The organism is Micrococcus sp. M4NT (assembly GCF_033790745.1).
In the GTDB taxonomy this organism is placed as follows: Bacteria; Actinomycetota; Actinomycetes; order Actinomycetales; family Micrococcaceae; genus Micrococcus.
Map to the genome: position 1 here is coordinate 92,254 of NZ_JAMYEH010000009.1, position 23,280 is coordinate 115,533.

Genomic DNA, 23,280 nt, shown 5'->3' on the forward strand with positions numbered 1-23,280 from the left:
GCGTCATGCGGGCAGGGGGAATGGGAGGGTCCGCTCCCTCCGCGCGGAAGGAGGAACCCCATGACCTCCCGGATCCCCTCCTCCTCGCCCGGCCCCCTGTGCCGCTCGCGGAGGCAGGCACACACGCCGCTTCCTCATGTCGTAGCGGCGTGTATGCCTGCCTCCCGATGAGGGGCCCGCGTTGCCCCGGTCACACCTGGCCGGATGGAACGGGCGGCATGACCTCGCCCGCGGCGCCGTGGCCCTCGCGGTCGCCGTGGCCGTGAGCGCCCCGCTGGCCGCCCCGCCCGTCGCCGCTCCCTCCTCCCAGGCCCCGGCCCACGCCGCTCACGCCCAGATGGCCGAGAAGGAGGAGCACCCGGGCCAGGGCAGGGGCCACGGCATCCGCCGCGGGCGCTGACTCCCTTCAGGCCGGGGGGCGGCGCGCGGCAGACGCGGCGTGCCGCCCCTCGCCGTCAGCGGAGGATGATTCCGCGTCGGGGAGCCCTTCCCGCTTCCTTCGGGACCCCCTAGGCTGACCGCAAGTCGTCGCATCCGCGTCAATGGGCGGGCGCGACGTGAGCAGAACAAAGGAAGGGAAATCATGGCGAACAAGAACAACACGTCGCACAACGCCCAGAACGGCGCCCACGCGCCGCAGGGCGAGGACTCGGCCGCCAAGGGCAGGGCCGAGGAGACCGCCGCCGAGGCCAAGGGCCAGGCGAAGAACGTCGCGCAGGACGCCAAGGGCGCCGCGCAGGACCTGGCGCAGACCGCTCAGCACGAGGCCGGCGAGGTCAAGGACGCCGCCGTGCAGCAGGTCAAGTCCCTCGCGGGCACCGTGCAGGAGCAGGTGACCGGCCAGGTCGGTACCCAGCACGAGCGCCTCGCCACCCAGGCCCGCTCCGTCACGGACGACCTGCACCGCGTCCTCTCGGGCCAGCAGCCCGAGTCGGACGTGGTCCGCCAGGCCGTCACCGCCGTCGCCGACCGCGCCGAGTCCCTGACCCAGCGCCTCGAGACCTCCCAGCCCCAGGACCTCCTGCGGGACGTGCGCGGCTTCGCCGCCCGCAAGCCCGGCACCTTCCTCGCCGTCGCCCTGGGCCTCGGCGTGGTGGCCGGCCGCCTGACCCGCGGCATGCGCGACGCCGAGCAGCCCGAGCTGACCTCGGGCCGCGACGACCGTGCCCCCCAGCACCGTCGCGAGATGGAGCCCACGGGCGTGCAGGGCGATGTCGCCCCCCACCACATCTCCTCCAGCATCCCGGCCCACACCGGCCACGACGCCCCCCGCGACTCCGACCTGCCCCGCGGCACCATGCCCGTGCCGCAGGTCGACCCGGTGACCGGGATGCCCGTCTCCGCCACGGATCCGTTCGACCAGACCCTTCCCGGGGGCCGCGCATGAGCACGGCCCACGAGACGCACGGACCCGCTCACGTGGCCGGCAGCACCACCACGGGACACATCGCCGGGGCCCACACCCCCGCGCCGACGCCGGCGGAGGCCCGCGCCGAGCACGAGTCGCTCGGCGAGATGTTCACCTCGTTCTCCGCGAAGCTCTCCACGCTGGTGAGCCAGGAGATCGCGCTCGCCAAGGCCGAGGCCACCGACTCGGCCAAGAAGGCGGGCAAGGGCGCCGGAATGCTGGCGGGCGCTGCCGTCGCCGGCTTCTTCGTGCTGATGTTCCTCTCGATGGCCCTGATGTACGGGCTCGGCGCGCTCATGCCCCTCGGCTGGGCGGCGCTGATCGTGGCCGTCCTGTGGGGCATCGCCGCCGCTGTGCTGGCCTCCATGGGCAAGAAGCACCTCGACAAGATCAAGGGTCTTCCCCAGACCCAGCAGACGCTTCAGGAGATCCCCGAGACCCTGAACCCCGCGAAGGAGACGCGATGACCACGAGCAACAACCCCGATGAGATCCGCGCCGAGATCGAGCGCACCCGCTACGAGCTGGGCCAGGACGTCGACGCGCTGGCCGAGAAGGTCAGCCCCACCAAGGCCGTGAGCCGCCAGACCGAGCGCGTGAAGCACGGCGTGAAGGACGGCCTGCAGTCCGTCAAGGAGAACATCATGGGCACGCCCGACCACCACACCTCCCCGTCTGCCACGGACCGAGCCCGCTACGCGGCCGCGGACGCGCGCAGCACCGCCCATGATGTGGCCGACCAGGCTCGTGGCACTGCCCACGACGTGGCGGATCAGGCCCGTGACTGGGCAGACGACGCCCAGCACGCCGTCCGCCAGGCTCCGGCCCAGGTGCGCGGCCGCACTGCCGGCAACCCCCTCGCCGCCGGCCTGATCGCCTTCGGCGCCGGCATGCTGGTCAGCGCGCTCATCCCGGCCTCCGAGGTCGAGCAGCGCGCCGCCGAGCGCGTGAAGGACCAGGCCGCCCCGCTGGTGGACCAGGCCAAGCACGTCGCGCACGAGATGGGCGAGGACCTCAAGCCCCTGGCCCAGGACGCCGCGCAGTCCGTCAAGGATGCCGCCGCCGACGCCGCCGACCACGTGAAGGCCGAGGGCGCCGACAAGGCCCAGGGCCTGAAGGCGGAGTCCGCCGACGCTGCCCAGCAGGTCAAGGGGACCGCCAAGAACGCCTGAGTCGCGTTCCACACCACCCCGCGCAGAGGCCTCCGTCGACCACATGTCGGCGGGGGCCTCTGCGCGTCCGCGCCGGGCGGGCGGGCTGTCCGGCCCCCGGCCCCGCCGCTCGCGCCCCTAGACTCGCCTGCGTGAACGCCGCGTCTCGCCCCTCCACACCGACCGCCTCCGCGCAGCCCGCCTCTGCACCGTCCGGCGCCTCCGCGCTCACGACGACGAAGCACGCCTTCCGCGCCGGGCTGGCCGCCGCCGTCGATCGCGCCGAGGACGCCGGAGCCGCCGCGGCGACCGTGGGTCTGGTGCCCACGATGGGCGCCCTCCACGACGGGCACGCCGCCCTCGTGCGCCGCGCCCGCGCCGAGAACGACGTGGTCGCCGTCAGCATCTTCGTGAACCCCCTGCAGTTCGGGGACCCGGCGGACCTGGAGCACTACCCCCGCACGCTCGAGGCGGACCTGGAGCTGCTCGCCGAGGCTGGAGCGGACGTGGTCTTCGCGCCCAGCACGGCGGAGATGTACCCCGGCTTCCCGGACGCCCCCCTCGTCCGGGTGACGGCGGGCCGGATGGGGACCGTCCTCGAGGGCGCGTCCCGCCCGGGGCACTTCGACGGCGTGTGCACCGTGGTGGCCAAGCTCTGGAACCTCGCCCGCCCGCCGCGTGGGGGCGTGCTGCGCAGCTACTTCGGCCAGAAGGACGCCCAGCAGGTCGCCGTGCTGCGGCGTCTCGCCCACGACCTCGACGTCCCCGTGGAGGTGCGGGCCGTCCCGATCGTCCGCTCCGCGGAGGGGCTGGCGCTCTCGAGCCGCAACGCCCGCCTCTCGGACGAGGAGCGCGTCTCCGCCCTCGTGCTCAGCCGGGCGCTGCGCTCCCTCGCGGAGGCTGCGGACGAGGAGACGGTGATCGACGTGGAGGCGGCGCGCCAGATGGTCCGGGACGAGCCCGGAGTCACCCTCGACCACCTCGTGGTGGTGGACCGGGGGACCCTCGAGGAGCTCGGTGCGGAGCTGCTGTGCCAGCCGCTGCGCCGGGACGCCCTCGCGCTCGTGGCCGCGCAGGTGGGCCCCGTGCGCCTGATCGACAACATGGTGCTGTCCGCCCCGGGCGCCTCGCCGGCCGCATGAACCGCGCCGAGCTGTCCGCCCTGTTCGAGGCCCACCCCACCGCGCTGGCCGAGGGCCTGCTCGGCTGCCGCCTCACCGTGGCCGCAGCGGACGGCGCGGTGACCGTGCGCCTCACGGAGACGGAGGCCTACGGGGACGCCGGCGTCGACCCGGGCGCCCACTCGTTCCGCGGGCGCACCGAGCGCAACGCGGCGCTGTTCGGGCCCGTGCGTCACACCTACGTGTACCTGAACTACGGCATCCACAAGTGCCTGAACTTGGTGGGCCACCCCGCGGACCAGGCCGGCGGCGTCCTGCTGCGTGCCGGGGAGGTCGTGGACGGGCGGGGGCTCGCCGTCGGACGCCGCGGCCGGGACACCGCCGTGAAGCTCCTCTCCGGCCCCGGCAACCTGGGCCAGGGGCTGGGCATCACGCTCGCGATGGGCCACGCGCCCGTGGAGCTTGTCGACGACGCCCCGCCCGCCGACTCGGTCTCCCTCGCCGAGGGACCGGCCGCAGACCAGACGATCGCGGCCCCGGGCGCGCCCGCCGACGCCGTGCGTCCGGCCCGCTTCCTCCTCGCGCCCCCGCCGCCGGGGCAGAGCCGCGCCGAGGTGCGGCGCGGTCCGCGCGTCGGGGTGTCCGGGGAGGGCGGGTCCGTGCGCTTCCCGTGGCGCTTCCACCTCGCGGGCGAGGCCAGCGTGTCGGCCTACCGGGCCGGCCGGAACGTGCCGCCCGCCGGGCCGTCCGCGCCGTCCGCGGGGAACTGACGGGGGGCGGGGGACTGACGCGGGGCGGGCAGGCCTTGTCGCCCGCCCCGCGTCAGCGCCTACGGTGAGGGCATGAACAAGAACGAGACGCCCCAGGGCGAGAAGCAGATCACCGTCACCCGCACCATCGACGCCTCCGCCAAGGACATCTTCGACGTGCTGACGCTGCCGTCGAACCACTCGACGTTCGACGGCTCCGGCATGGTGCGCGCGGATGACAAGTCCCAGCGCATCCAGAAGGTGGGCGACGTGTTCACCATGAACATGCACGCCGAGCACATGGGCGGGGACTACCAGACCGACAACCACGTGGTGGCCTACGACCAGAACAAGCTCGTGGGCTGGAAGACCGCCCCCGCCGGCACCGAGCCCAAGGGCTGGCAGTGGGTCTACCGGCTCGAGGACAACGGCTCCGGCAGCACGGACGTGTCCCTCACCTACGACTGGACCGCCGTGACCGACCCGGAGCTGCTGGAGAAGAACCTCTTCCCGATGGTCTCCGAGGAGCAGATGGAGGAGTCGCTCGCGAAGCTGGCCTCGGTCGTCGCCTGAGACCCCCTTCCCCGACGCGCGGCCCGGGCCGGCGGCTAGAGTGCGGAGCAGATCCGCCAGCCGCCCGCCCGGGCCGCTGCTCGTTCTGGACCCAGGAGACGCCGCCGTGACCGCAGACCCCGCCACCGCCCCCTCGCCGCGCGAGGACCTCTACCGCCATGTGAACGGGGAGTGGCTGGCCACCCACGAGATCCCCGCCGACCAGGGCGCGTTCGGCGCGTTCCTGGAGCTGCGGGAGGCCGCCGAGCTCGCGGTGCGCCATCTGTGCGAGGACGCCGTGCGGGAGACGGGGGCGGATGGCCCCACCTCGTCCGGTTCCGAGGAGGACGCCCCCCGCAAGCGCCGGATCGCGGCGCTCTACGCCTCGTTCATGGACGAGGAGACCGTGGAGGCGCGGGGCCTCGAGCCGATCGTGGGAGACCTGGCCGCCATCGAGACGGTCTCCACCGCGGAGGAGCTCCTCACCCTCTCCGGCCTGCTGCAGCGTCAGGGCGTCTCCGGGCTCGTGAACACCGGCGCCCTGAACGACGCGGGCGCGCCAGAGCGCATGCTCCTGCACCTGCTGCAGGGTGGGCTCGGCCTGCCGGACGAGTCCTACTACCGTGAGGAGGCCTACGCGGAGATCCTCGCCCAGTACACGGCGCACGTCGGCACCCTGTTCGCGCTCGCGGGCATCGGCGGCGACGAGGCCGAGGCGGTGGCCGTGGGCGAGCGCGTGGTGGCCCTCGAGGCGCGCATCGCCGCCCTGCACTGGGACGTGGTGCGCAGCCGGGACGCGGTGGCCCGCTACAACCTCATGACCCGCGAGCAGCTCCTGGAGCTCTTCCCGCTCGCCGCCGCGTGGCTCGAGGGCGTGGGCGCCCACGGTGCCCGCGCGGACGAGGTGGTGGTGTGGCAGCCGGACTTCCTCTCCGGCGTCCAGGGCCTCCTGGCGGGCGAGGACGCCGCGGACCTGGAGGACTGGAAGCACTGGCTGGAGCTGCAGGTGCTGCGATCCTTCGCGGCCGTCCTGCCGGACCCGTTCGTGCAGGAGAGCTTCGCCTTCTACGGCCGGCGGCTGGCGGGCAGCGAGGAGGTCCGCCCCCGCTGGAAGCGCGCAGTGGCCTTCGTCAACGGGGGTGTCGGCGACGACGTGGGCCGCCTCTACGTGGCGCGTCACTTCCCCGCCGGCCACCGCGAGGCCATGGACGAGCTCGTGGAGCTGCTGATGGAGGCGTACCGTCGCTCCATCTCCGGGCTGGAGTGGATGGGGGAGGAGACCCGCCAGCGGGCCCTCGAGAAGCTCGCGATGTTCCGGCCCATGGTGGGCTTCCCGGAGACGTGGGTGGACTACTCCGCCCTCGAGGTCGACGCGGGGGACCTGGTGGGCAACAGCCGCGCCCTCGCCGCGTTCGGCTGGGAGCACGACCTCGCCAAGATCGAGGAGGGGCCCGATCCCCGCGAGTGGCACATGACCCCGCAGACCGTGAACGCCTACTACTCGCCTCTCGAGAACGCGATCGTCTTCCCGGCCGCCATCCTGCAGCCCCCGTTCTTCGACCCCGAGCGCTCGATGGCCGCCAATCTCGGCGCGATCGGCGCCGTGATCGGACACGAGATCGGCCACGGCTTCGACGACCAGGGATCGCAGTACGACGGCGCCGGGCGCCTGCACGACTGGTGGACGCCCGAGGACCGCGAGGCCTTCGCGGACCTCACCGCTCGGCTCGTGCAGCAGTACAGCGCCCTCAGCCCTGCTGAGGCGCCGGACCGCTCCGTGAACGGCGAGTTCACCCTCGGGGAGAACATCGGCGACCTCGGCGGGCTGGGCATCGCCCACCGGGCGCTGGAGATCTGGCGCGATGAACGGGACGGCGCCTCCCAGGACGCCGCGGCGGGCGACCGGGAGTTCTTCGCGGCGTGGGCCGCCGTGTGGCGCCAGCTCACCCGACCGGAGACCATGGTCACCCGCATCGCCTCGGACCCGCATTCGCCCAACGAGTTCCGCTGCAACCAGGTGGCCCGGAACATCGACGCGTTCCACGCGGCCTTCGGCACGCGGGAGGGCGATCCCATGTGGCTGGACCCGGAGGACCGCGTCCTCATCTGGTGAGGCCCGGCCCCGCGTGTCGGGGCCGCCCACTCATGACGGCGCCCGCCGCCCCCCTGCTCGGGGGGCGGAGGGCGCCGCGCCGTTCAGCGGGTCTCGCGCTCGTCCACGAAGCGCAGGAGCAGGGAGGTGAGGGTGTGGATCTCCTCGAGGTCCCACCGCCGCAGGTCCTGCCGGATCCCGCCCCCGGCCGGCCCGCCGCGGACCTCGTCGAGGCGGGCGCGTCCCTCGTCCGTGGCGCTCAGCAGGGCCGATCGCCGGTCCTGCGGATCCGGTTCGCGCCGCACGAGCCCCTCCGCCTCCAGCTCTCGCGTCAGGCGAGAGACCTGTGCGCGGTCCAGGAGCATGTGCTCGGCCAGCGCCGACGGCGTCAGCGGACCCGTGTGGCAGATGGCCGCGAACGCCTTCATCGCCCCCGGCGACATGCCGGGGCTGAGGGCCTCGGCCTGTCGGGCCAGGATCCTGCGGTGCTGCCGGACGAGGTGGGTGAACGCCCCCTCCAGCTCCTGGACGGCGTCCTCGAAGCCCTCGGGCCCCTGGACGGCGGGCGCGTGGGGCTCAGCCACGGCGGACCCGCCGGGCCGCGACCATGCCGAGGCCGGTCAGGACCGCCGCGGCGATCGCGCCGCCGGCCGTCTGCCACACCCGGCGCGCGGAGGCGGCGGGGCGCCGGGAGCTCCTCGCCGCGTGTCGACGTGCGGTCGGTGCCGCAGCGGTGACGCCCCGCTCCGGGGCCGCGGCGGACGGCGTCGTGGCGGGCGCCGCGGGCACCACGGGGATGCCGCCGGTGGCGGGGAGATCCTGCATGCCCGTGGCGGTGCTGACGGTGGCCAGGTCGGCGCGGGAGGCGTCGAGGCGCTCCGTCGTCGTCATGCGGCCCAGCGGGATGTCGGGGAGGAACAGGATCGCGGCCAGCGCCACCACCGCGAGCGGCACGCCCACGAGGAAGGCCTGGGAGATGCCGGTGGCGTAGACGTCCTCGACGATGACGCGCAGCGCGTCCGGCATCTCCGCAACGCGCGGCAGGCCGCCGGACTGCAGGCGCTGGGCCCACTCGGCGCCCGCCGGACCGAGGCCCTGCAGGGCCGCGCCGATGTCCGCGCGGCGCTCGTCGAGCTGCGTGGGCACCACGTTGGCCACCACGGCGCCCATGACGGCGACGCCGATGCTGCCGCCCAGGGAGCGGAAGAAGGTGACGCCGGAGCTGGCGACGCCCATCTGGCGGGGGTCGGTGGTGTTCTGCACGACGAGCACCAGGTTCTGCATCGTCATGCCGACGCCGGCGCCGAGCAGGAACATGTAGACCGACACCAGCCAGAACGGGGTGTCGTAGTGGAGCGTGCCCAGCAGCGCGGTGCCGGCGATGAGCAGGACCGCGCCGACGATGAGCCAGCGCTTCCACACGCCGGTGCGGGTGATGAGGCCGCCGATGACGGTCGAGGAGACCAGCAGGCCCGCGATCATGGGGATCGTCATGAGGCCGGCCTGCGTGGGGGTGGCGCCGCGGGCCAGCTGCATGTACTGCGCCAGGTAGACCGAGGCCCCGAACATGGCGAGGCCCGTGGCGATCGAGGCGACCGTCGCGAGGGTGAAGGTGCGGTCGCGGAAGAGCGTGAGCGGGATGAGCGGCTCGGACACCTTCAGCTCTGTCGCCACGAACAAGGCCGTGGCGACGGCGGCGCCGGCCAGCATCCACGCGGTGGTGGCGCTCGCCCATTCGAACTGGTGGCCCGCGTTGGTGACCCAGATCAGCAGCAGCGCGGTGGCGACGGAGAGGAACACGATGCCCAGGTAGTCCATCGAGACCGTGCGCCGCTCGCGGGGCGGCAGGTGCAGGGTGCGCTGGACCATGACGAGCGCGAGGACGGCGAAGGGCACGGCCACGAAGAAGTTCCAGCGCCAGCCCCACGCGTCGGTGATGAGGCCGCCGGCGAGCGGGCCGCCGACGGTGGCCACGGCCATCACCGCGCCGAACAGGCCCATGTACTTGCCGCGCTCACGCGGGCTGATGATGTCCGCCATGATGACCTGGCTGAGCGCGGCCAGGCCGCCGCCGCCCAGGCCCTGGACCACGCGGCAGGCGATCAGGAACGCGGGGTCGGTGGTGAAGCCCGCCGCCGCGGAGGCGGCGACGAAGATGACGAGGGCGAGCTGGAAGAGGACCTTGCGGTTCACGAGGTCGGCGAGCTTGCCCCAGATGGGGGTGGCGATCGCGGTGGCCAGCAGGGCCGAGGTGATCACCCACGTGTAGGCGTTCTGGCCGCCGCCGATGTCGCTGATGATCACCGGCATCGACGTGGAGACCACCGTGTTGGCGATCATGGAGACGAACATGCCGAGGAGCAGGCCGGTGAGGGCCCGCAGGACGACGCGGTGCTGGGCGGCGTCGGCCGCGGCCTGGCCCAGGGAGGGGCCGCCCGTGGTCGGCGCGGCCTCGGGGGACGAGACGGAGGTGGAGGTCATGGGATCCTTCGATGGTTGACCGATGACAATGATTGACTTGTGTCAAGTATAGAGGCCGGGCGCCGGGCGCGGGCCTCCTCGCGCGGTTAGCCTGGTCACGTCCCCCGAGTCGAGAGTGAGCACCCCATGAGCCCCCGCTTCCTGATGATGACCGCCCTGCCCGAGCCCGGACTGGGCATGCTCCGCGACGCCGGCGAGGTGGTGGACGGCGCCGACGTCGGCGGGGACGAGGCCCTCGCCCGGCTGTGCGCCTCCGGGGACTACGACGTGGTCGTGGCCGCGCTCGACCAGAAGTTCACGGCGGAGGTGCTCGCCGACGCGAAGGTCAAGGGCATCGCCAACTACGCCGTCGGGCACAACAACATCGACGTCGCCGCCGCCACCGAGGCGGGGATCGCCGTCGGGAACACCCCGGATGTGCTCACCGAGGCGACGGCGGACATCGCCCTGCTCCTGCTCCTGGGCGTGGCCCGCCGCGCCGTGGAGGGTGAGGCCATGATGCGCGGCGGCCGGTTCGAGGGCTGGCGTGCCGACCTGCTCGTGGGCAAGGACGTGGCCGGAGCGACCCTCGGCCTGGCCGGCTTCGGCCGGATCGGCCGCGCCGTCGCGCGCCGCGGCCTGGCCCTCGGCATGGACGTGCTCTTCGCGCCGCGCCCCCCGGCCCATCGCGAGGTCTCCTTCGCCGAGCTCGGGGAGTTCGCCGGGAAGGTGGAGCAGGTCCGCTGGGAGGAGCTCGTGGAGCGCTCCGACTACCTCTCCCTGCACGTCCCCCTGACCGAGGACACCCGGCACCTCGTGGACGCGGACGTGCTGCGGCGGATGAAGGACGACGCGGTGCTGATCAACACCGCCCGCGGCCCCGCGGTGGACGAGGCGGCGCTCGTGGCGGCCCTGCGCGAGGGCCGGCTCTTCGGCGCCGGGTTCGACGTGTACGAGGAGGAGCCGGCCATGGCCGAGGGCCTCGCGGACCTGAGCAACGTCATGCTCCTGCCCCACCTGGGGTCCGCCACGCGGGGCACGCGCGCCGCGATGGCGGAGCTGACCGCGCGCAACGCCATCGGCATGGCCACGGGCGGTGAGATCCCGGCGCTCGTGAACCCGGAGGCGCGCCGCTGAGCGACAGTAGACTGGACGACTGTGACCTCCCAGAACTCCACGCCCTCGCAGCCCGCCGCCGTCGACCACCACGACCAGCAGGCCGTCCGCGCCGCCAAGCGCGAGCAGCTGCTGGCCGCGGGCCGCGAGGCCTACCCGGTCCAGGTGCCTCGCACGCACTCCCTCGCCGCCGTCCGGGCCGAGTTCGACGGCAAGCACGAGGCCGGGTGGGAGGAGGGACCCGAGGTCTCCGTCACCGGCCGCGTGGTGTTCCTGCGCAACACGGGCAAGCTGTGCTTCGCCACGCTGCAGGAGACCGGGGAGGCCGGCGCGGCCGTGCGCCTGCAGGTCATGGTGTCCCTGGCCGAGGTGGGCGAGGAGTCCCTGGCCGAGTGGAAGAAGGCCGTGGACCTCGGCGACTTCCTCTCCGTCACCGGGCGCGTGATCGTCTCGCGCCGCGGCGAGCTGTCCATCCAGGCCACCGCATGGGAGATGGCCTCGAAGGCGCTGCGTCCGCTGCCCGTGCTGCACGCCGACCTCAACGAGGAGACCCGCGTGCGCCAGCGCTACGCGGACCTGATCGTGCGCGACGAGGCCCGCGAGATGGTCTACCGGCGCGCCAAGGTCACGGCCGCCGTGCGCCGCACGCTCGAGGGCCACGGCTACGTGGAGGTGGAGACCCCCATGCTCCAGCTCGTCCACGGCGGCGCCCAGGCCCGCCCGTTCGAGACGCACCTCAACGCGTTCGACCAGCCGATGACGCTGCGCATCGCCACCGAGCTCTACCTCAAGCGCGCCGTGGTCGGCGGGATCGAGCGCGTCTACGAGATCGGCCGGGTGTTCCGCAACGAGGGCGTGGACTCCACGCACTCCCCTGAGTTCACCACCCTCGAGTCCTATGAGGCGTGGGCGGACATGCACGTGATGGCCGAGCGCATGCAGGAGATCATCCTCAACGCCGCGGACGCCGTGGGCGCCGGCCGGCGCCTCGAGACCGCCAAGGGCGTCATCGACCTCGACGGCGAGTGGGCGTGGGTCTCCGTGTACCCGGGCCTGTCCGAGGCCGTGGGCCGGGAGGTCACCCCGGAGACCGACGCCGAGACCCTGCGCGCGATCGCCGCGGAGCACGCGGTCAAGGTGGACCCGAAGTGGGACGCCCAGAAGCTGGTGATCGAGCTCTTCGGCGAGATCGTGGAGCCCACCCTGATGAACCCCACGTTCGTGTACGACTATCCGCCGGCAGCCCAGCCGCTGGCCCGGCCCCACCGGGACGACGACCGTGTGATCGAGGCGTGGGACCTGATCATCGGCGGCATGGAGCGCGGCACCGCGTTCTCCGAGCTGATCGACCCCGTGGTCCAGCGGGAGCGCCTCACCGCGCAGTCCCTCAAGGCCGCCGCCGGCGACGACGAGGCCATGCAGCTGGACGAGGACTTCCTCCGGGCCCTCGAATACGGCGCTCCGCCGATGGGCGGAATCGGTCTGGGAATCGACCGCCTGGTGATGCTCTTCACGGACGCGGGAATCCGGGAGACCATCCTCTTCCCGCTGCTGAAGCCGGAGGCCTGACCCGTGGAGGTCTTCTGGGAGTATTTCTCGGTCCTCGCCCCGTCGGTGGGGCTCGCGCTGATCTTCTGGCTCGTCATGCGCTCGCTCCTGCGGGCCGACTCCGCGGAGCGCGAGACCATGGCCCGGCGCGTGGCCGGACGTGATGCCCGTGCGGCGCGCGAGGAGCAGGAGGCCGCCGAGTGGGCCGCCCGCCGGCGGTGCGACCCGCCGCGCTGAGCGCGGCGCCTGCCGTGGCTCCCACCACCGCGCATCGACATTTCCTGCCCGAGAATCCCACTCCCTGGGCGTCCGCCATGAATCCGGACAATGGGCGAGGCCGACCCGTCGGCTTGGGCTATTGTTATTGCCATCTCGCGTGCCCGGAGGCGTGTCCCCATCGTCGGCGGAACATCCCGGCGGATGGCTGAATCCGGTGTCGGATGCACGAGAGCAAGCGATCAGGAAGTGGGAATCGGCAATGGCACAGAAGGTAGAAGTAGTTCTCGTGGATGATCTCGATGGTTCGGCCGCAGTGGAGACCGTGAACTTCGCCCTGGACGGGCGCAACTACGAGGTGGACCTCTCGGAGGAGCACGCTCGCGAGCTGCGCGACTTCCTGAAGCCCTACATGAAGAAGGGCCGGGCGGTGGCCCCGCCGTCGCCCAAGGTCGAGGCCGCGGAGATCCGCAAGTGGGCTGCGGACAACGGCTACGAGGTCTCCAGCCGCGGTCGCCTCCACCGCGACGTCGTGGAGGCCTACCGCAACTCGAAGCGCAAGTGATCCGCATCCCGCGGTGAACCGCGACCCGGCCCCCGCGCACGCGGCGCCGGACCCGACGACGACGGGCGGCCGTCTCGCTTCTCCCAGGGGCGAACAGCCGCCCGTCGGCGTTCCCGCGGTGCGTAGTGTCGTGCTCGACCAGACGAGGAGTGTGCCCCATGTTCGAGAGATTCACCGACCGCGCCCGGCGCGTCGTGGTGCTCGCCCAGGAAGAGGCGCGCATGCTGAACCACAGCTACATCGGCACCGAGCACATCCTGCTCGGGCTCATCCACGAGGGTGAGGGCGTCGCCGCCAAGGCGCTGGAGTCCATGGACATCTCCCTGGGCGCCGTCCGCGAGAAGGTCCAGGAGGACATCGGCCAGGGGCAGCAGAACCCGCCCGGCCACATCCCCTTCACCCCGCGCGCCAAGAAGGTGCTCGAGCTGTCGCTGCGCGAGGCCCTGCAGCTGGGCCACAACTACATCGGCACGGAGCACATCCTGCTCGGCCTGATCCGCGAGGGCGAGGGCGTCGCCGCCCAGGTCCTCGTGAAGCTCGGCGCGGACCTCAACCGCGTGCGCCAGACCGTCATCCAGCTCCTCTCCGGCTACCAGGGCGGCGCCCAGGGCGGCAAGGAGACCGCGGGCGCCGGCGTGGGCGCGGGCAGCGACGCCGGCCAGAACGCCGGCTCCGTCGTGCTGGACCAGTTCGGCCGCAACCTCACCGCCGCCGCGCACGACGGCAAGCTGGACCCGGTGATCGGCCGCGCCGGCGAGATGGAGCGGGTCATGCAGGTGCTCTCCCGCCGCACCAAGAACAACCCGGTGCTGATCGGCGAGCCCGGCGTCGGCAAGACCGCCGTCGTCGAGGGCCTGGCCCAGGCGATCGAGCGCGGCGACGTCCCGGAGACCCTCAAGGACAAGCAGCTCTACTCGCTGGACCTCGGCTCCCTCGTGGCGGGCTCGCGCTACCGCGGCGACTTCGAGGAGCGCCTCAAGAAGGTGCTCAAGGAGATCCGCACCCGCGGCGACATCATCCTGTTCATCGACGAGATCCACACCCTCGTCGGCGCGGGCGCCGCGGAGGGCGCGATCGACGCCGCCAGCATCCTCAAGCCGATGCTGGCCCGCGGCGAGCTGCAGACCATCGGCGCCACCACGCTGGACGAGTACCGCAAGCACATCGAGAAGGACGCCGCGCTCGAGCGCCGCTTCCAGCCCATCCAGGTCCCCGAGCCGTCCGTCGCGGACGCCACCGAGATCCTGCGCGGACTGCGGGACCGCTACGAGGCGCACCACAAGGTCTCGATCACCGACGGCGCGCTCTCGGCCGCCGCCACCCTCGCGGACCGCTACGTCTCGGACCGCCATCTGCCGGACAAGGCGATCGACCTGATCGACGAGGCCGGCGCGCGCCTGCGCATCCGCCGCATGACCGTGCCGCCGGAGATCAAGGCCTACGAGTCCCGGATCGCGGAGGTGCGCACCCAGAAGGAGGCCGCCATCGACGGCCAGGACTTCGAGGGCGCGGCCCGCCTGCGGGACCAGGAGCAGCAGCTCGAGGACGAGCGGAGGCAGAAGGAGGAGGCGTGGCGCACCGGCGCCGACGCCGACGTCGCCACGGTGGACGAGGACCTCATCGCCGAGGTGCTCTCCAAGTCCACCGGCATCCCCGTGTTCAAGCTGACCGAGGAGGAGACCGACCGCCTCAAGAACATGGAGGCCGAGCTCCACCAGCGCGTCATCGGCCAGGACGAGGCCATCAAGTCCCTGTCCCGCGCGATCCGCCGCACCCGCGCCGGCCTGAAGGACCCGAACCGCCCCTCGGGGTCGTTCATCTTCGCCGGCCCCACGGGCGTGGGCAAGACGGAGCTGGCCAAGTCCCTCGCCGAGTTCCTCTTCGGGGACGAGGACGCGCTCATCACCCTGGACATGTCCGAGTTCCAGGAGAAGCACACCGTCTCGCGCCTCTTCGGCGCCCCTCCCGGCTACGTGGGCTACGAGGAGGGCGGCCAGCTGACCGAGAAGGTGCGGCGCCGTCCGTTCTCCGTGGTGCTGTTCGACGAGGTGGAGAAGGCCCACGCGGACCTCTTCAACTCGCTGCTGCAGATCCTCGAGGACGGCCGCCTGACCGACTCGCAGGGCCGCGTGGTGGACTTCAAGAACACCGTGATCATCATGACCACCAACCTGGGCACCCGGGACATCTCCAAGGGCGTCATGACGGGCTTCCAGTCCAGCGCGGACACCTCCACCGGGTACGAGCGGATGAAGGGCAAGGTCCGCGAGGAGCTGCGCCAGCACTTCCGCCCCGAGTTCCTCAACCGGGTGGACGACGTCATCGTCTTCCCGCAGCTGAAGAAGGAGGAGATCGTCCAGATCGTGGACCTCTTCGTGGCCCGGCTGCAGAAGCGCCTGGACGAGAAGGGCCTCACCGTGGAGCTCTCCCAGGCGGCGAAGGACCTGCTCGCCGAGCGAGGCTACGACCCGGCCATGGGTGCCCGCCCGCTGCGCCGCACCATCCAGCAGATGGTGGAGGACCAGCTCTCGGAGAAGATCCTCTTCGGCGAGATCCCGGCCGGCTCCACGATCCACGTGGGGGTGACCGGCGAGGGGGAGTCCGCCGAGCTGACCTTCGAGTTCACCGGCGGCCGCGCCGCGCTCGACGGCGAGGAGCTGGCCGCGCTCGAGGCCGGCCTCGGCTCCACCGGCACGGACTGACCCGGTCCTCCGGCGCCGTCCGCGGGCGCCACGACGACGGCCGCCCTCGCACGCGCGGGGGCGGCCGTCGGCGTGCGGGGGCTCGGACGGGGCCGCCGGCGCCGCCTCGGACCGCGGCGGTCCTTCCTGTGGGCTTCCGGAGAGTCGGTCGGGACCTCTTGACCCGTTCTGTGCCACCCCGTTGACTGGCTGATCACAGGGCGCGTCGCATGAGGCGGCCGGCCGGCAGGATGACCAGGAGGAGCAGACACATGGCTGACATCCAGAACTCGATGGACAAGGTGGCGGGCAAGGCCAAGGAGGGCCTCGGCAAGGTCTCCGGTGACGACGAGATGCGCGCCGAGGGCACCACGCAGTCCACCGCCGCCGACGCCAAGGGTGCCGTGCAGGATGCGGGCGACAAGCTCAAGGGTGCCGCCCAGGGCATCAAGGACGGCCTGACCGACGGTCGCTGACGCGATCCGGCGGTCAGCCTGTCCGCGCCGCACTCCGACACCGATTCGACGATCGACGCCGTGCAGGAGCAGGTGCTGAGCCAGAGCGCCGCCACCGTGCAGACCGACGGCGACCTCTGACTCGGCCACGACAGATCACTGACGGGCACTCGCCCGTCGGGCTCATCCCGAAGGAGAACACCATGGACATGAACAAGATCGGCGACCTCGCCAACCAGCACTCCGACAAGGTCAACAGCGCCGTGGACGGCGCCCAGGAGCAGCACGCCGACAAGCTCGGCGAGCACGCGGGCCTGGTGAACAAGGGCGTCGACGGCGCCCAGGAGAAGTTCCTGAACGACTCCGAGGAGCAGTCCGGCGGCACCCCCGCCTGAGCTCCTCCGCTCCGCGTCGGCCTCCACCCGGGACTCCCGGGCGGGGGCCGACGTGCGTCCTAGACTGGACCCCATGCCCGCCGACCCCCAGCTGACCCTGCGCCCCGCGCGCACGCAGGACGTGCCCGCCATCCAGGCCCTGGTGCAGCCCCTCGCCGAGGAGCGCGTCCTCCTGCAGAAGGAGGCGGTGGCGTACTACGAGGCCATCCAGGAGTTCCTGGTGGTCGAGGACGAGGCGGGAGCCCTCGCCGGGTTCGGGGCCCTGCACGTGATGTGGCAGGACCTGGCCGAGGTGCGCACCCTCGCGGTCGCGGACGGCTTCCGCGGCGCGGGCGTGGGCCACCGCCTGCTCGGCGCCCTCCTCGAGCGGGCGCGGGGGATCGGCGTGTCCCGGGTCTTCTGCCTCACCTTCGAGGTGGAGTTCTTCCGCCGGCACGGCTTCGAGGTCATGGCTGACCAGAGCGCGGTGGACCCCGAGGTGTACGCCGAGCTGCTGCGCTCCACGGACGAGGGCGTGGCCGAGTTCCTCGACCTGGCCCGCGTGAAGCCGAACACGCTCGGCAACACGCGCATGATCCGCGCGCTCTGAGGGGTCTCGGCCCGGGCGGGCGCCCTAGGGGAACCGGAGGGCGCCGTCGTCGTCCGCCACGGCGAGCCCGTCCCGCACGAGCCCGGCGACGCACCGCTCCCACTGCTCGTCCGTGGGGGCGTGTGCGCCCAGGCGTCCGACGGCGGCGGCCCGCTCGCGCACCGCGTCCGGGGGGAGCCGCCCGTCGGCGCGCAGGGCGGCCATCACGGCGCCCCGCACCTGGCGGTCCGTGCCCGCCCACGCCTGCCCCTTCGGCGCGATCTGCGGCGCGGGCGAGCCGGCGGCCACCCACGCGCACCGCTCCAGCAGCGGGCAGCGCTCACATGCGGGCGAGCGGGCCGTGCACACGAGGGCGCCCAGCTCCATGACGGCGGCGTTCCACCGGTTCGCGTCGTCGGGATCGGCGGGCATGAGGGCGCCTGCCAGGCGCATCTCGGCGCGGGTCAGGGCCTTCGGCGGCAGGGCGGTGCCGCCCACCGCGCGGGCGAACACCCGCCGCACGTTGGTGTCCACCACGGTCTCCGGGATGCCGAACGCGAAGCTGGAGACCGCCGCGGCCGTGTACTCGCCCACACCGGGCAGGGCCCGGAGCGCGACGGGGTCCGCGGGCACGCCGCCGCCGTGGCGCTCGACGACGGCGCGCGCCGCCTCCTGCAGCCGCAGCGCCCGCCGCGGGTAGCCGAGCCGGTCCCACGCGGTGAGCACGTCCGCGGTGGGGGCGGCGGCGAGGTCTGCCGGCGTGGGCCAGCGCTCCATCCACGCCCGCCACCGCGGGAGCACGCGCACCACGGGTGTCTGCTGGAGCATGATCTCGGAGACGAGCACGCCCCACGGCGGGCAGTCCGGGTCCCGCCACGGCAGGTCCCGGGCATGCTGCGCGAACCAGTCCAGCACGGCCGCATGGAGCCCTGCCGGGTCGGCGACCGGCGCGGTCTGCGGGGTGTGGCTGGGCATGGCGTCCACTCTAGGACGGCGCCGCGGCCTACCCTGGAACGCATGCCCTCCCACCCCTCCGACGCCCCGCGACCGAAGCCGTCCGCCGCCGTGTACCGCCGCCGGCGCCTCGTGGTGGGGGCGGCCCTGCTGCTCACCCTCCTGATGGCGGCGGTGGCCGTGGGCGCGCTGATCGGACGCGGCTCCGGGGAGGGAGGCGGCGAGCCCGCCGCGTCGGACGCCGCATCCTCGTCGCAGAGCCCGGCGCCGTCGTCGTCCGCGCCGGCCGAGTCCAGCTCCGCCGCCGCCTCGCCCACGGAGGCGAGCTCGGCACCGCCGTCCGACGCTGCGAGCGCGTCCCCCACGCCCGATCCGGCCCTCGCGAGCGCCACCGCCTGCGAGCCCTCGGACCTGCGGCTCGCGGCGGCGGTGGACGAGGGGCGCTACCACCCCGGCGACGAGGCGCAGCTGCGCCTGGGCATCACCAACCTCTCCTCCACGCCCTGCAAGCTGGACGTGGGCACGGCCCAGCAGGAGTTCACGGTGCGCGACGCCGCAGGAGCGGACGTCTTCAGCACGCGCGTGTGCCAGCAGGAGCCGACGCATCAGGACATGCTGCTCGACCCCCACGAGGAGCAGTCGGCGGTGTACCGCTGGGACGTGCGGCGCTCGCCGTCGGCCTGCGGGACGCCCGGCGCGGACCCCGCCCCGGGGGAGCACTTCCTCACGGTGGCGCTGGGCGACCTGACGTCCCGACCGGTCTCGTTCCAGGTGCGGCCAAGCACCTCCGCCTCGGCCTCGCCCTCCCCGTCGGACTCGAGCACTCCGCTCCCGGCGCCGTCCGCGGCACCCTCCGGCACGGTCTCCTCCCCGTCCGGCCGGGCTCCGGCGAGCTCGCCCACGACCTCGGCGCTCCCGACGCCGACCACGCGTCCTCCTTCGCCGCCGGCCTCGGGGCGCCCGGCCGCGTCCTCGGCGGGAGCCACGTCCTCGGCGACCGCCACGCCGTCGCGCTGAGACCCGAGCCGCGCGGTCCGGCTCAGTCCTGCCGCGCGGGGGCCCCGCCCGTCCACGAGGGGATGGTGCCGAGGGCCTCGCTGAGGGAGCTGACCTCGGCCACCGTGAACCCGGCGGGGATCTCCCCGAGCGGCTCGGGTGAGCGGGGCACGAGCGCGCGCGTGAAGCCGAGGCGGGCGGCCTCGCGCACGCGCCGGCCCACGCCGGGCACGGGACGGACCTCGCCGGCGAGGCCGAGCTCGCCGACGGCGATCATCCCCTGGGGCACGGGTGCTCCCAGCTTGGCCGAGGCCACGGCCACGGCCACCGCGAGGTCCGAGGCCGGCTCGGAGAGGCGCACGCCGCCCACGGTCGCCACGTAGCAGTCGTCCTGGGCGAGGGCGAAGCGGGCCCGGCGCTGCAGCACGGCCAGGAGCATGTTCACGCGTGCGGCGTCCACGCCGGACACGGTGCGCCGGGGGCTCCCGCCGGCCGAGGGGGTGAGGAGGGACTGCACCTCGGCCACGAGCGGGCGCCTCCCCTCGAGGGTGACTGTGACGCACGTGCCCTCCACGGGGTCAGAGACGCCCGAGAGGAAGAGGCCCGAGGGGTCGTCGAGGGACTCGATCCCGTCCTCGCGCAGGTCGAAGCAGCCCACCTCGTCCGTGGGGCCGAAGCGGTTCTTCACGGCGCGCACCAGCCGCAGCCGCGAGTGGCGGTCCCCCTCGAACTGGCACACCACGTCCACGAGGTGCTCCAGGAGGCGGGGCCCGGCGATCGTGCCGTCCTTGGTCACATGCCCCACGAGGATGGTGGTGATGCCCTCCTCCTTGGCCGTGCGGATGAGGCTCGCGGCCACCTCCCGCACCTGGGTGACGCCGCCGGCCACGCCGTCCACCTCCGCGGACTGCAGGGTCTGCACCGAGTCCACGATCACGAGGGAGGGCCTGATCCGCTCGATCTGCCCGAGCGCGCGCCCGAGGTCGGTCTCCGCGGCGAGGTGCAGGGTCTCGGCGAGGGCCCCGATCCGGTCTCCCCGCATGCGCACCTGCGCCGCGGACTCCTCGCCCGTCAGGTACAGCACGGTGCGGGGCTCGGCCGCACCGCCCCCCTCGCCGCCCGCGTCCGCACCCCGGGCCGTCTGCGCCGCCACGTCCAGCAGGAGCGTGGACTTGCCGATCCCCGGCTCGCCGGCCAGGAGGATCACCGCACCCGGCACGAGCCCGCCGCCGAGCACGCGGTCCAGTTCGCGCACCCCGGTGGAGCGGAACGACGCCGCGGAGGCGTCCACCTCTGCGATCCGCGGGGCGGGAGAGGCGACCGTGGACGCGCGGGTGCGGCCCGTCGTCGAGGCGCCCCCGGCCTCCTCGACCGTGCCCCACGCCTGGCACTCCCCGCAGCGGCCCACCCACGTCACGCTGGTCCAGCCGCACTCGGTGCAGCGGTATCCGGGGGCGCGCTTGGCGGGGGTCTTCGTGGCCATGCCGATCACTCTAGGACGGCCCCCGGACGCGCTTGGCCCCGCCGGCGCTCAGACCCGGGGCAGGTACCCCACGGCCGCCTGGTGCGACGCCCCCGTGGCCTCGATGAGGTCCACCATCATCGGGCGCAGCAACATCACGAGGGCCTCGCCGTGGATCGAGCCCCCGCCGAGCTGCGCCGGGTCGAGGCGGGCGGCCGCGGCACCGAGCGCGTCCCGGGCGCCCGAGAGAGAGCGATGGCGGCCCTCTTCCTGCGGCTCCACGAGGGAGCGGTGCAGCACGTCGACGGCGTCCGCCGCCTCGTCGAACCACGCCGCCAGCCGCTCGCGGTGCTCGTCGTCGAACGAGCCCGAGTCCAGCGCGGTCACCACGCGCCGCGCGACGATCCGCAGGGAGCGCACCGCGAGGTCGGAGCGGTCCGCGGCGTTGGAGACGTCCTCCACGAACGAGCGGGAGGAGCGCTGCAGGGGATTGAAGGTGGCCTGCTCCTCGGCCACCTTCAGCTCCTTGCGGACCTCCTCCAGGGTGGAGTGCGTGCCGCGGCATGCCACGAGCGCCATCCACGCCGCCCGGGAGTCCTCCTCCCGCAGGCTCCTCGAGAGGTCGCGCAGCACCGTGGCCACGGCGTCGAAGAGCCCCTGGAGCTGATGCACGGTGCCGCGGCGCGCGTCCTGCGGGGAGAGGAACGTGACCACGAGCGCCAGCGCGCCGCCCACGAGTGCGTCCCCGCTGCGGGCGAAGGGGCCGCCCTCGCCGATGGGCAGGAGCACCACCAGGACGGACTGCAGGGACATCTGCATGGTGAAGGTGGAGCCCGAGTCGAGGAAGCGGGCCACCATCACGGAGACGAACACCACGACGGCGGCCTGCCACAGGCCGCGGCCCAGCCCGAGCATGAGGAGGTCCCCGATGAGGATGCCCAGCGTGCAGCCGACCGCCACCTCGGCCACCTTCCGCACCTTCGGCTCGCGGTTGAAGCCGAGCGCGATGAGCAGGGCGGTGGAGGCGAAGAGGGGCTGGTCATGGCCGAGCACGGTCTCGGCGAACGCGTACGCGCCCACGGCGCACAGCGCGATGAGAGCGGCGTGCGAGGCCGAGGAGCGCACGCGGGCCCAGCCCGACCGGGCGCGGCGGCGCACGAACACCCCGACCCGTCCCCGCCGGGTCGCCGGAGGCACGGCGGGCAGGGTCCCCGTCGCGGTGGCGAAGCGCTCCGTCATGCCGCACACCCTATGCCGCGCGACCCGCAGGGGGGCCGCGCGGGTCGCGGAGTGACCGACGACACGCCCCTGGGCGCGCTCGGACGCACGCGTTCACCCCGTGTTCACCTCCGGCGGGCTGTGGATTCACTTCGGGCCCCTAACGTCAGCGACGGTGCAGGTCCCGGAACTCCGGCTCCTGCCGGCATCGTCATCCAGAATGAAAGAGGCACTTCCATGAAGGCTCTCCGCATCGGCCGCTCCGCCGCCGTCCTCTCCGTGGCCGCCCTGGCCCTGACCGCCTGTGGCAACGGCGGCGACAGCGCCGCGTCCTCCGCCACCTCCGCCGCCGGCTCGGCCACCTCCGCCGCCGCGACCACCTCGGCTGCCGCCTCCACCTCTGCGTCGGCCTCCGCCTCGACGTCGGCCTCCGGCTCCGCCTCCGAGTCCTCCTCGGCCGCTGCCGCCCCGGCCGCCATCGACGTCCCCACCGCCTCTGGCACCCTGATCGGCTCCGGCGCCTCCTCGCAGGAGGCCGCCATGACCTCCTGGACTGATGGCGTCAAGACCGTCTCCCCGGACCTTCAGGTCCAGTACTCCCCGGAGGGCTCCGGCGCGGGTCGCGAGGCCTTCCTGGCCGGCTCCTCCACCTTCGCCGGCTCCGACGCCGCCCTCAAGGACGACGAGAAGGAGCAGGCCAAGGAGGTCTGCGGCGACAAGGGCGCCTTCCACGTCCCGGCCTACGTCTCCCCGGTCGCCGTGGCCTACAACGTCGAGGGCATCGACGAGCTGAACCTGGACGCCGACACGGTCGCCAAGATCTTCTCCAAGGAGATCACCACCTGGAACGACCCCGCCATCGCCGCCCTCAACGAGGGTGCCGAGCTGCCCGACACCGCGATCACCGTGGTGCACCGCTCGGACGAGTCCGGCACCACCGAGAACTTCACCGACTACCTCGCCGAGGCCGCTCCCGAGTCCTGGACCTGGGAGGCCGACAAGAAGTGGCCCTCCGAGATCACCGCCGAGTCCGCTCAGGGCACCAAGGGCGTCGTCTCCCAGGCCGCTCAGACCGACGGCGCGATCACCTACACCGATGCCTCCGGCGTCGGCTCGCTGAAGACCGCCAAGATCGGCGCGGACGGCGCGTTCTCCGAGCTCTCCCCGGAGGCCGCCGCCAAGATCGTGGCCGAGTCCGAGCAGAACGAGGACGGCTCCGTCAAGCTGGACCGGACCAAGACCGGCGAGAACACCTACCCGATCGTGCTGGTCTCCTACCACATCTACTGCAACCAGTACCCCGATCAGGACACCGTCGACCAGGTGAAGTCCTTCGCCTCGTACGTGATCTCCGAGGACGGCCAGAAGGCCGCCCAGGACGCCGCCGGCTCCGCCCCGATCGACGCCGAGATGGCGACCTCCGCCAAGGAGCGCATCGACGCCATCACTGTGGCGGGCTGATCACCGTCCACTGACGCGTGAGCAGTCATCCGCACACCGGCCGCTGGCTCCCACGGGGGTCGGCGGCCGGTGTGTGAGCCCATGACGGCATCCCGGCCGGGCGGTGAACCCGG

General features: G+C 73.3%; 23 protein-coding genes. 18 read left to right on the forward strand and 5 right to left on the reverse strand.

Annotation, left to right across the window (positions count from 1 at the left end):
* Positions 1-181: 181 nt before the first annotated feature.
* From NJC10_RS07800 to NJC10_RS07835, 8 genes are all read left to right on the forward strand, one after another.
* The gene (locus tag NJC10_RS07800; protein WP_319075724.1) at positions 182-400 is read left to right on the forward strand and encodes a hypothetical protein; all 219 of its coding nucleotides are present in this window, start codon (positions 182-184) and stop codon (positions 398-400) included.
* A 183-nt stretch (positions 401-583) separates the two neighbouring features.
* Positions 584-1,387 carry a hypothetical protein gene (locus NJC10_RS07805; protein ID WP_319075725.1) on the forward strand — a complete coding sequence of 268 codons (804 nt, stop codon included), beginning with the start codon at positions 584-586 and terminating at the stop codon, positions 1,385-1,387.
* The gene (locus NJC10_RS07810; protein WP_319075727.1) at positions 1,384-1,875 is read left to right on the forward strand and encodes a phage holin family protein; all 492 of its coding nucleotides are present in this window, start codon (positions 1,384-1,386) and stop codon (positions 1,873-1,875) included. The genes NJC10_RS07805 and NJC10_RS07810 overlap by 4 nt, the downstream gene beginning before the upstream one ends.
* Positions 1,872-2,579, forward strand: coding sequence for a DUF3618 domain-containing protein (locus NJC10_RS07815; protein ID WP_319075728.1), 708 nt, complete (start codon positions 1,872-1,874; stop codon positions 2,577-2,579). Before NJC10_RS07810 ends, NJC10_RS07815 begins: the two co-directional genes overlap by 4 nt.
* Positions 2,580-2,710: 131 nt before the next feature.
* Complete coding sequence (gene panC / locus NJC10_RS07820) at positions 2,711-3,700, forward strand: pantoate--beta-alanine ligase (protein WP_413466411.1); 990 nt, start codon at positions 2,711-2,713, stop codon at positions 3,698-3,700.
* On the forward strand, positions 3,697-4,449 hold the full coding sequence (locus NJC10_RS07825) for a DNA-3-methyladenine glycosylase (RefSeq protein WP_319075729.1): 753 nt from the start codon (positions 3,697-3,699) through the stop codon (positions 4,447-4,449). The genes panC and NJC10_RS07825 overlap by 4 nt, the downstream gene beginning before the upstream one ends.
* Positions 4,450-4,521: 72 nt before the next feature.
* The gene (locus NJC10_RS07830; protein ID WP_319075731.1) at positions 4,522-5,001 is read left to right on the forward strand and encodes an SRPBCC family protein; all 480 of its coding nucleotides are present in this window, start codon (positions 4,522-4,524) and stop codon (positions 4,999-5,001) included.
* Positions 5,002-5,107: 106 nt separating this feature from the next.
* Positions 5,108-7,093 carry a M13 family metallopeptidase gene (locus tag NJC10_RS07835; protein WP_248118565.1) on the forward strand — a complete coding sequence of 662 codons (1,986 nt, stop codon included), beginning with the start codon at positions 5,108-5,110 and terminating at the stop codon, positions 7,091-7,093.
* An 83-nt stretch (positions 7,094-7,176) separates the two neighbouring features.
* On the opposite strand, the gene NJC10_RS07840 is transcribed toward NJC10_RS07835, so the two are convergent.
* Positions 7,177-7,656, reverse strand: a complete 480-nt coding sequence (locus tag NJC10_RS07840; RefSeq protein ID WP_248117812.1) for a MarR family winged helix-turn-helix transcriptional regulator — start codon at positions 7,654-7,656, stop codon at positions 7,177-7,179.
* Positions 7,649-9,553 (reverse strand): MDR family MFS transporter, encoded by a 1,905-nt coding sequence (locus NJC10_RS07845; RefSeq protein WP_319075733.1) that lies wholly within the window; start codon positions 9,551-9,553, stop codon positions 7,649-7,651. Before NJC10_RS07845 ends, NJC10_RS07840 begins: the two co-directional genes overlap by 8 nt.
* Positions 9,554-9,679: 126 nt before the next feature.
* On the opposite strand from NJC10_RS07845, the gene NJC10_RS07850 reads away from it, so the two are divergent.
* From NJC10_RS07850 to NJC10_RS07885, 8 genes are all read left to right on the forward strand, one after another.
* Positions 9,680-10,669: a D-glycerate dehydrogenase gene (locus NJC10_RS07850; protein WP_319075734.1), complete on the forward strand. Its 990-nt coding sequence runs from the start codon at positions 9,680-9,682 to the stop codon at positions 10,667-10,669.
* Between the two features lie 21 nt (positions 10,670-10,690).
* Entirely contained in the window at positions 10,691-12,217 is a 1,527-nt protein-coding gene (lysS, locus tag NJC10_RS07855; RefSeq protein WP_319075736.1) for a lysine--tRNA ligase, read from the forward strand.
* Between the two features lie 3 nt (positions 12,218-12,220).
* The gene (locus NJC10_RS07860; protein ID WP_319075737.1) at positions 12,221-12,433 is read left to right on the forward strand and encodes a hypothetical protein; all 213 of its coding nucleotides are present in this window, start codon (positions 12,221-12,223) and stop codon (positions 12,431-12,433) included.
* A gap of 268 nt (positions 12,434-12,701) precedes the next feature.
* On the forward strand, positions 12,702-12,977 hold the full coding sequence (locus NJC10_RS07865; protein WP_404464009.1) for an Lsr2 family protein: 276 nt from the start codon (positions 12,702-12,704) through the stop codon (positions 12,975-12,977).
* A 158-nt stretch (positions 12,978-13,135) separates the two neighbouring features.
* Positions 13,136-15,679, forward strand: a complete 2,544-nt coding sequence (locus tag NJC10_RS07870; protein WP_248117824.1) for an ATP-dependent Clp protease ATP-binding subunit — start codon at positions 13,136-13,138, stop codon at positions 15,677-15,679.
* 251 nt (positions 15,680-15,930) lie between these two features.
* On the forward strand, positions 15,931-16,134 hold the full coding sequence (locus NJC10_RS07875; RefSeq protein WP_298710658.1) for a CsbD family protein: 204 nt from the start codon (positions 15,931-15,933) through the stop codon (positions 16,132-16,134).
* Between the two features lie 182 nt (positions 16,135-16,316).
* Positions 16,317-16,508 carry an antitoxin gene (locus tag NJC10_RS07880; RefSeq protein WP_298710655.1) on the forward strand — a complete coding sequence of 64 codons (192 nt, stop codon included), beginning with the start codon at positions 16,317-16,319 and terminating at the stop codon, positions 16,506-16,508.
* 73 nt (positions 16,509-16,581) lie between these two features.
* Complete coding sequence (locus tag NJC10_RS07885) at positions 16,582-17,097, forward strand: amino-acid N-acetyltransferase (RefSeq protein WP_319075740.1); 516 nt, start codon at positions 16,582-16,584, stop codon at positions 17,095-17,097.
* A gap of 24 nt (positions 17,098-17,121) precedes the next feature.
* On the opposite strand, the gene NJC10_RS07890 is transcribed toward NJC10_RS07885, so the two are convergent.
* Entirely contained in the window at positions 17,122-18,051 is a 930-nt protein-coding gene (locus tag NJC10_RS07890) for an A/G-specific adenine glycosylase (protein WP_319075741.1), read from the reverse strand.
* 42 nt (positions 18,052-18,093) lie between these two features.
* Here NJC10_RS07890 and NJC10_RS07895 point away from each other — a divergent pair, with 42 nt between their 5' ends.
* Positions 18,094-19,047 carry a hypothetical protein gene (locus NJC10_RS07895; protein WP_319075742.1) on the forward strand — a complete coding sequence of 318 codons (954 nt, stop codon included), beginning with the start codon at positions 18,094-18,096 and terminating at the stop codon, positions 19,045-19,047.
* 22 nt (positions 19,048-19,069) lie between these two features.
* Here NJC10_RS07895 and radA read toward each other — a convergent pair whose 3' ends face one another.
* Complete coding sequence (radA, locus tag NJC10_RS07900) at positions 19,070-20,509, reverse strand: DNA repair protein RadA (RefSeq protein WP_248117836.1); 1,440 nt, start codon at positions 20,507-20,509, stop codon at positions 19,070-19,072.
* Positions 20,510-20,557: 48 nt separating this feature from the next.
* Positions 20,558-21,727, reverse strand: a complete 1,170-nt coding sequence (locus tag NJC10_RS07905; protein ID WP_248117838.1) for an FUSC family protein — start codon at positions 21,725-21,727, stop codon at positions 20,558-20,560.
* Between the two features lie 216 nt (positions 21,728-21,943).
* Between NJC10_RS07905 and pstS the strand changes: the two genes are divergently transcribed.
* Positions 21,944-23,167, forward strand: a complete 1,224-nt coding sequence (pstS, locus tag NJC10_RS07910; RefSeq protein ID WP_319075746.1) for a phosphate ABC transporter substrate-binding protein PstS — start codon at positions 21,944-21,946, stop codon at positions 23,165-23,167.
* Positions 23,168-23,280 lie beyond the last annotated feature (113 nt).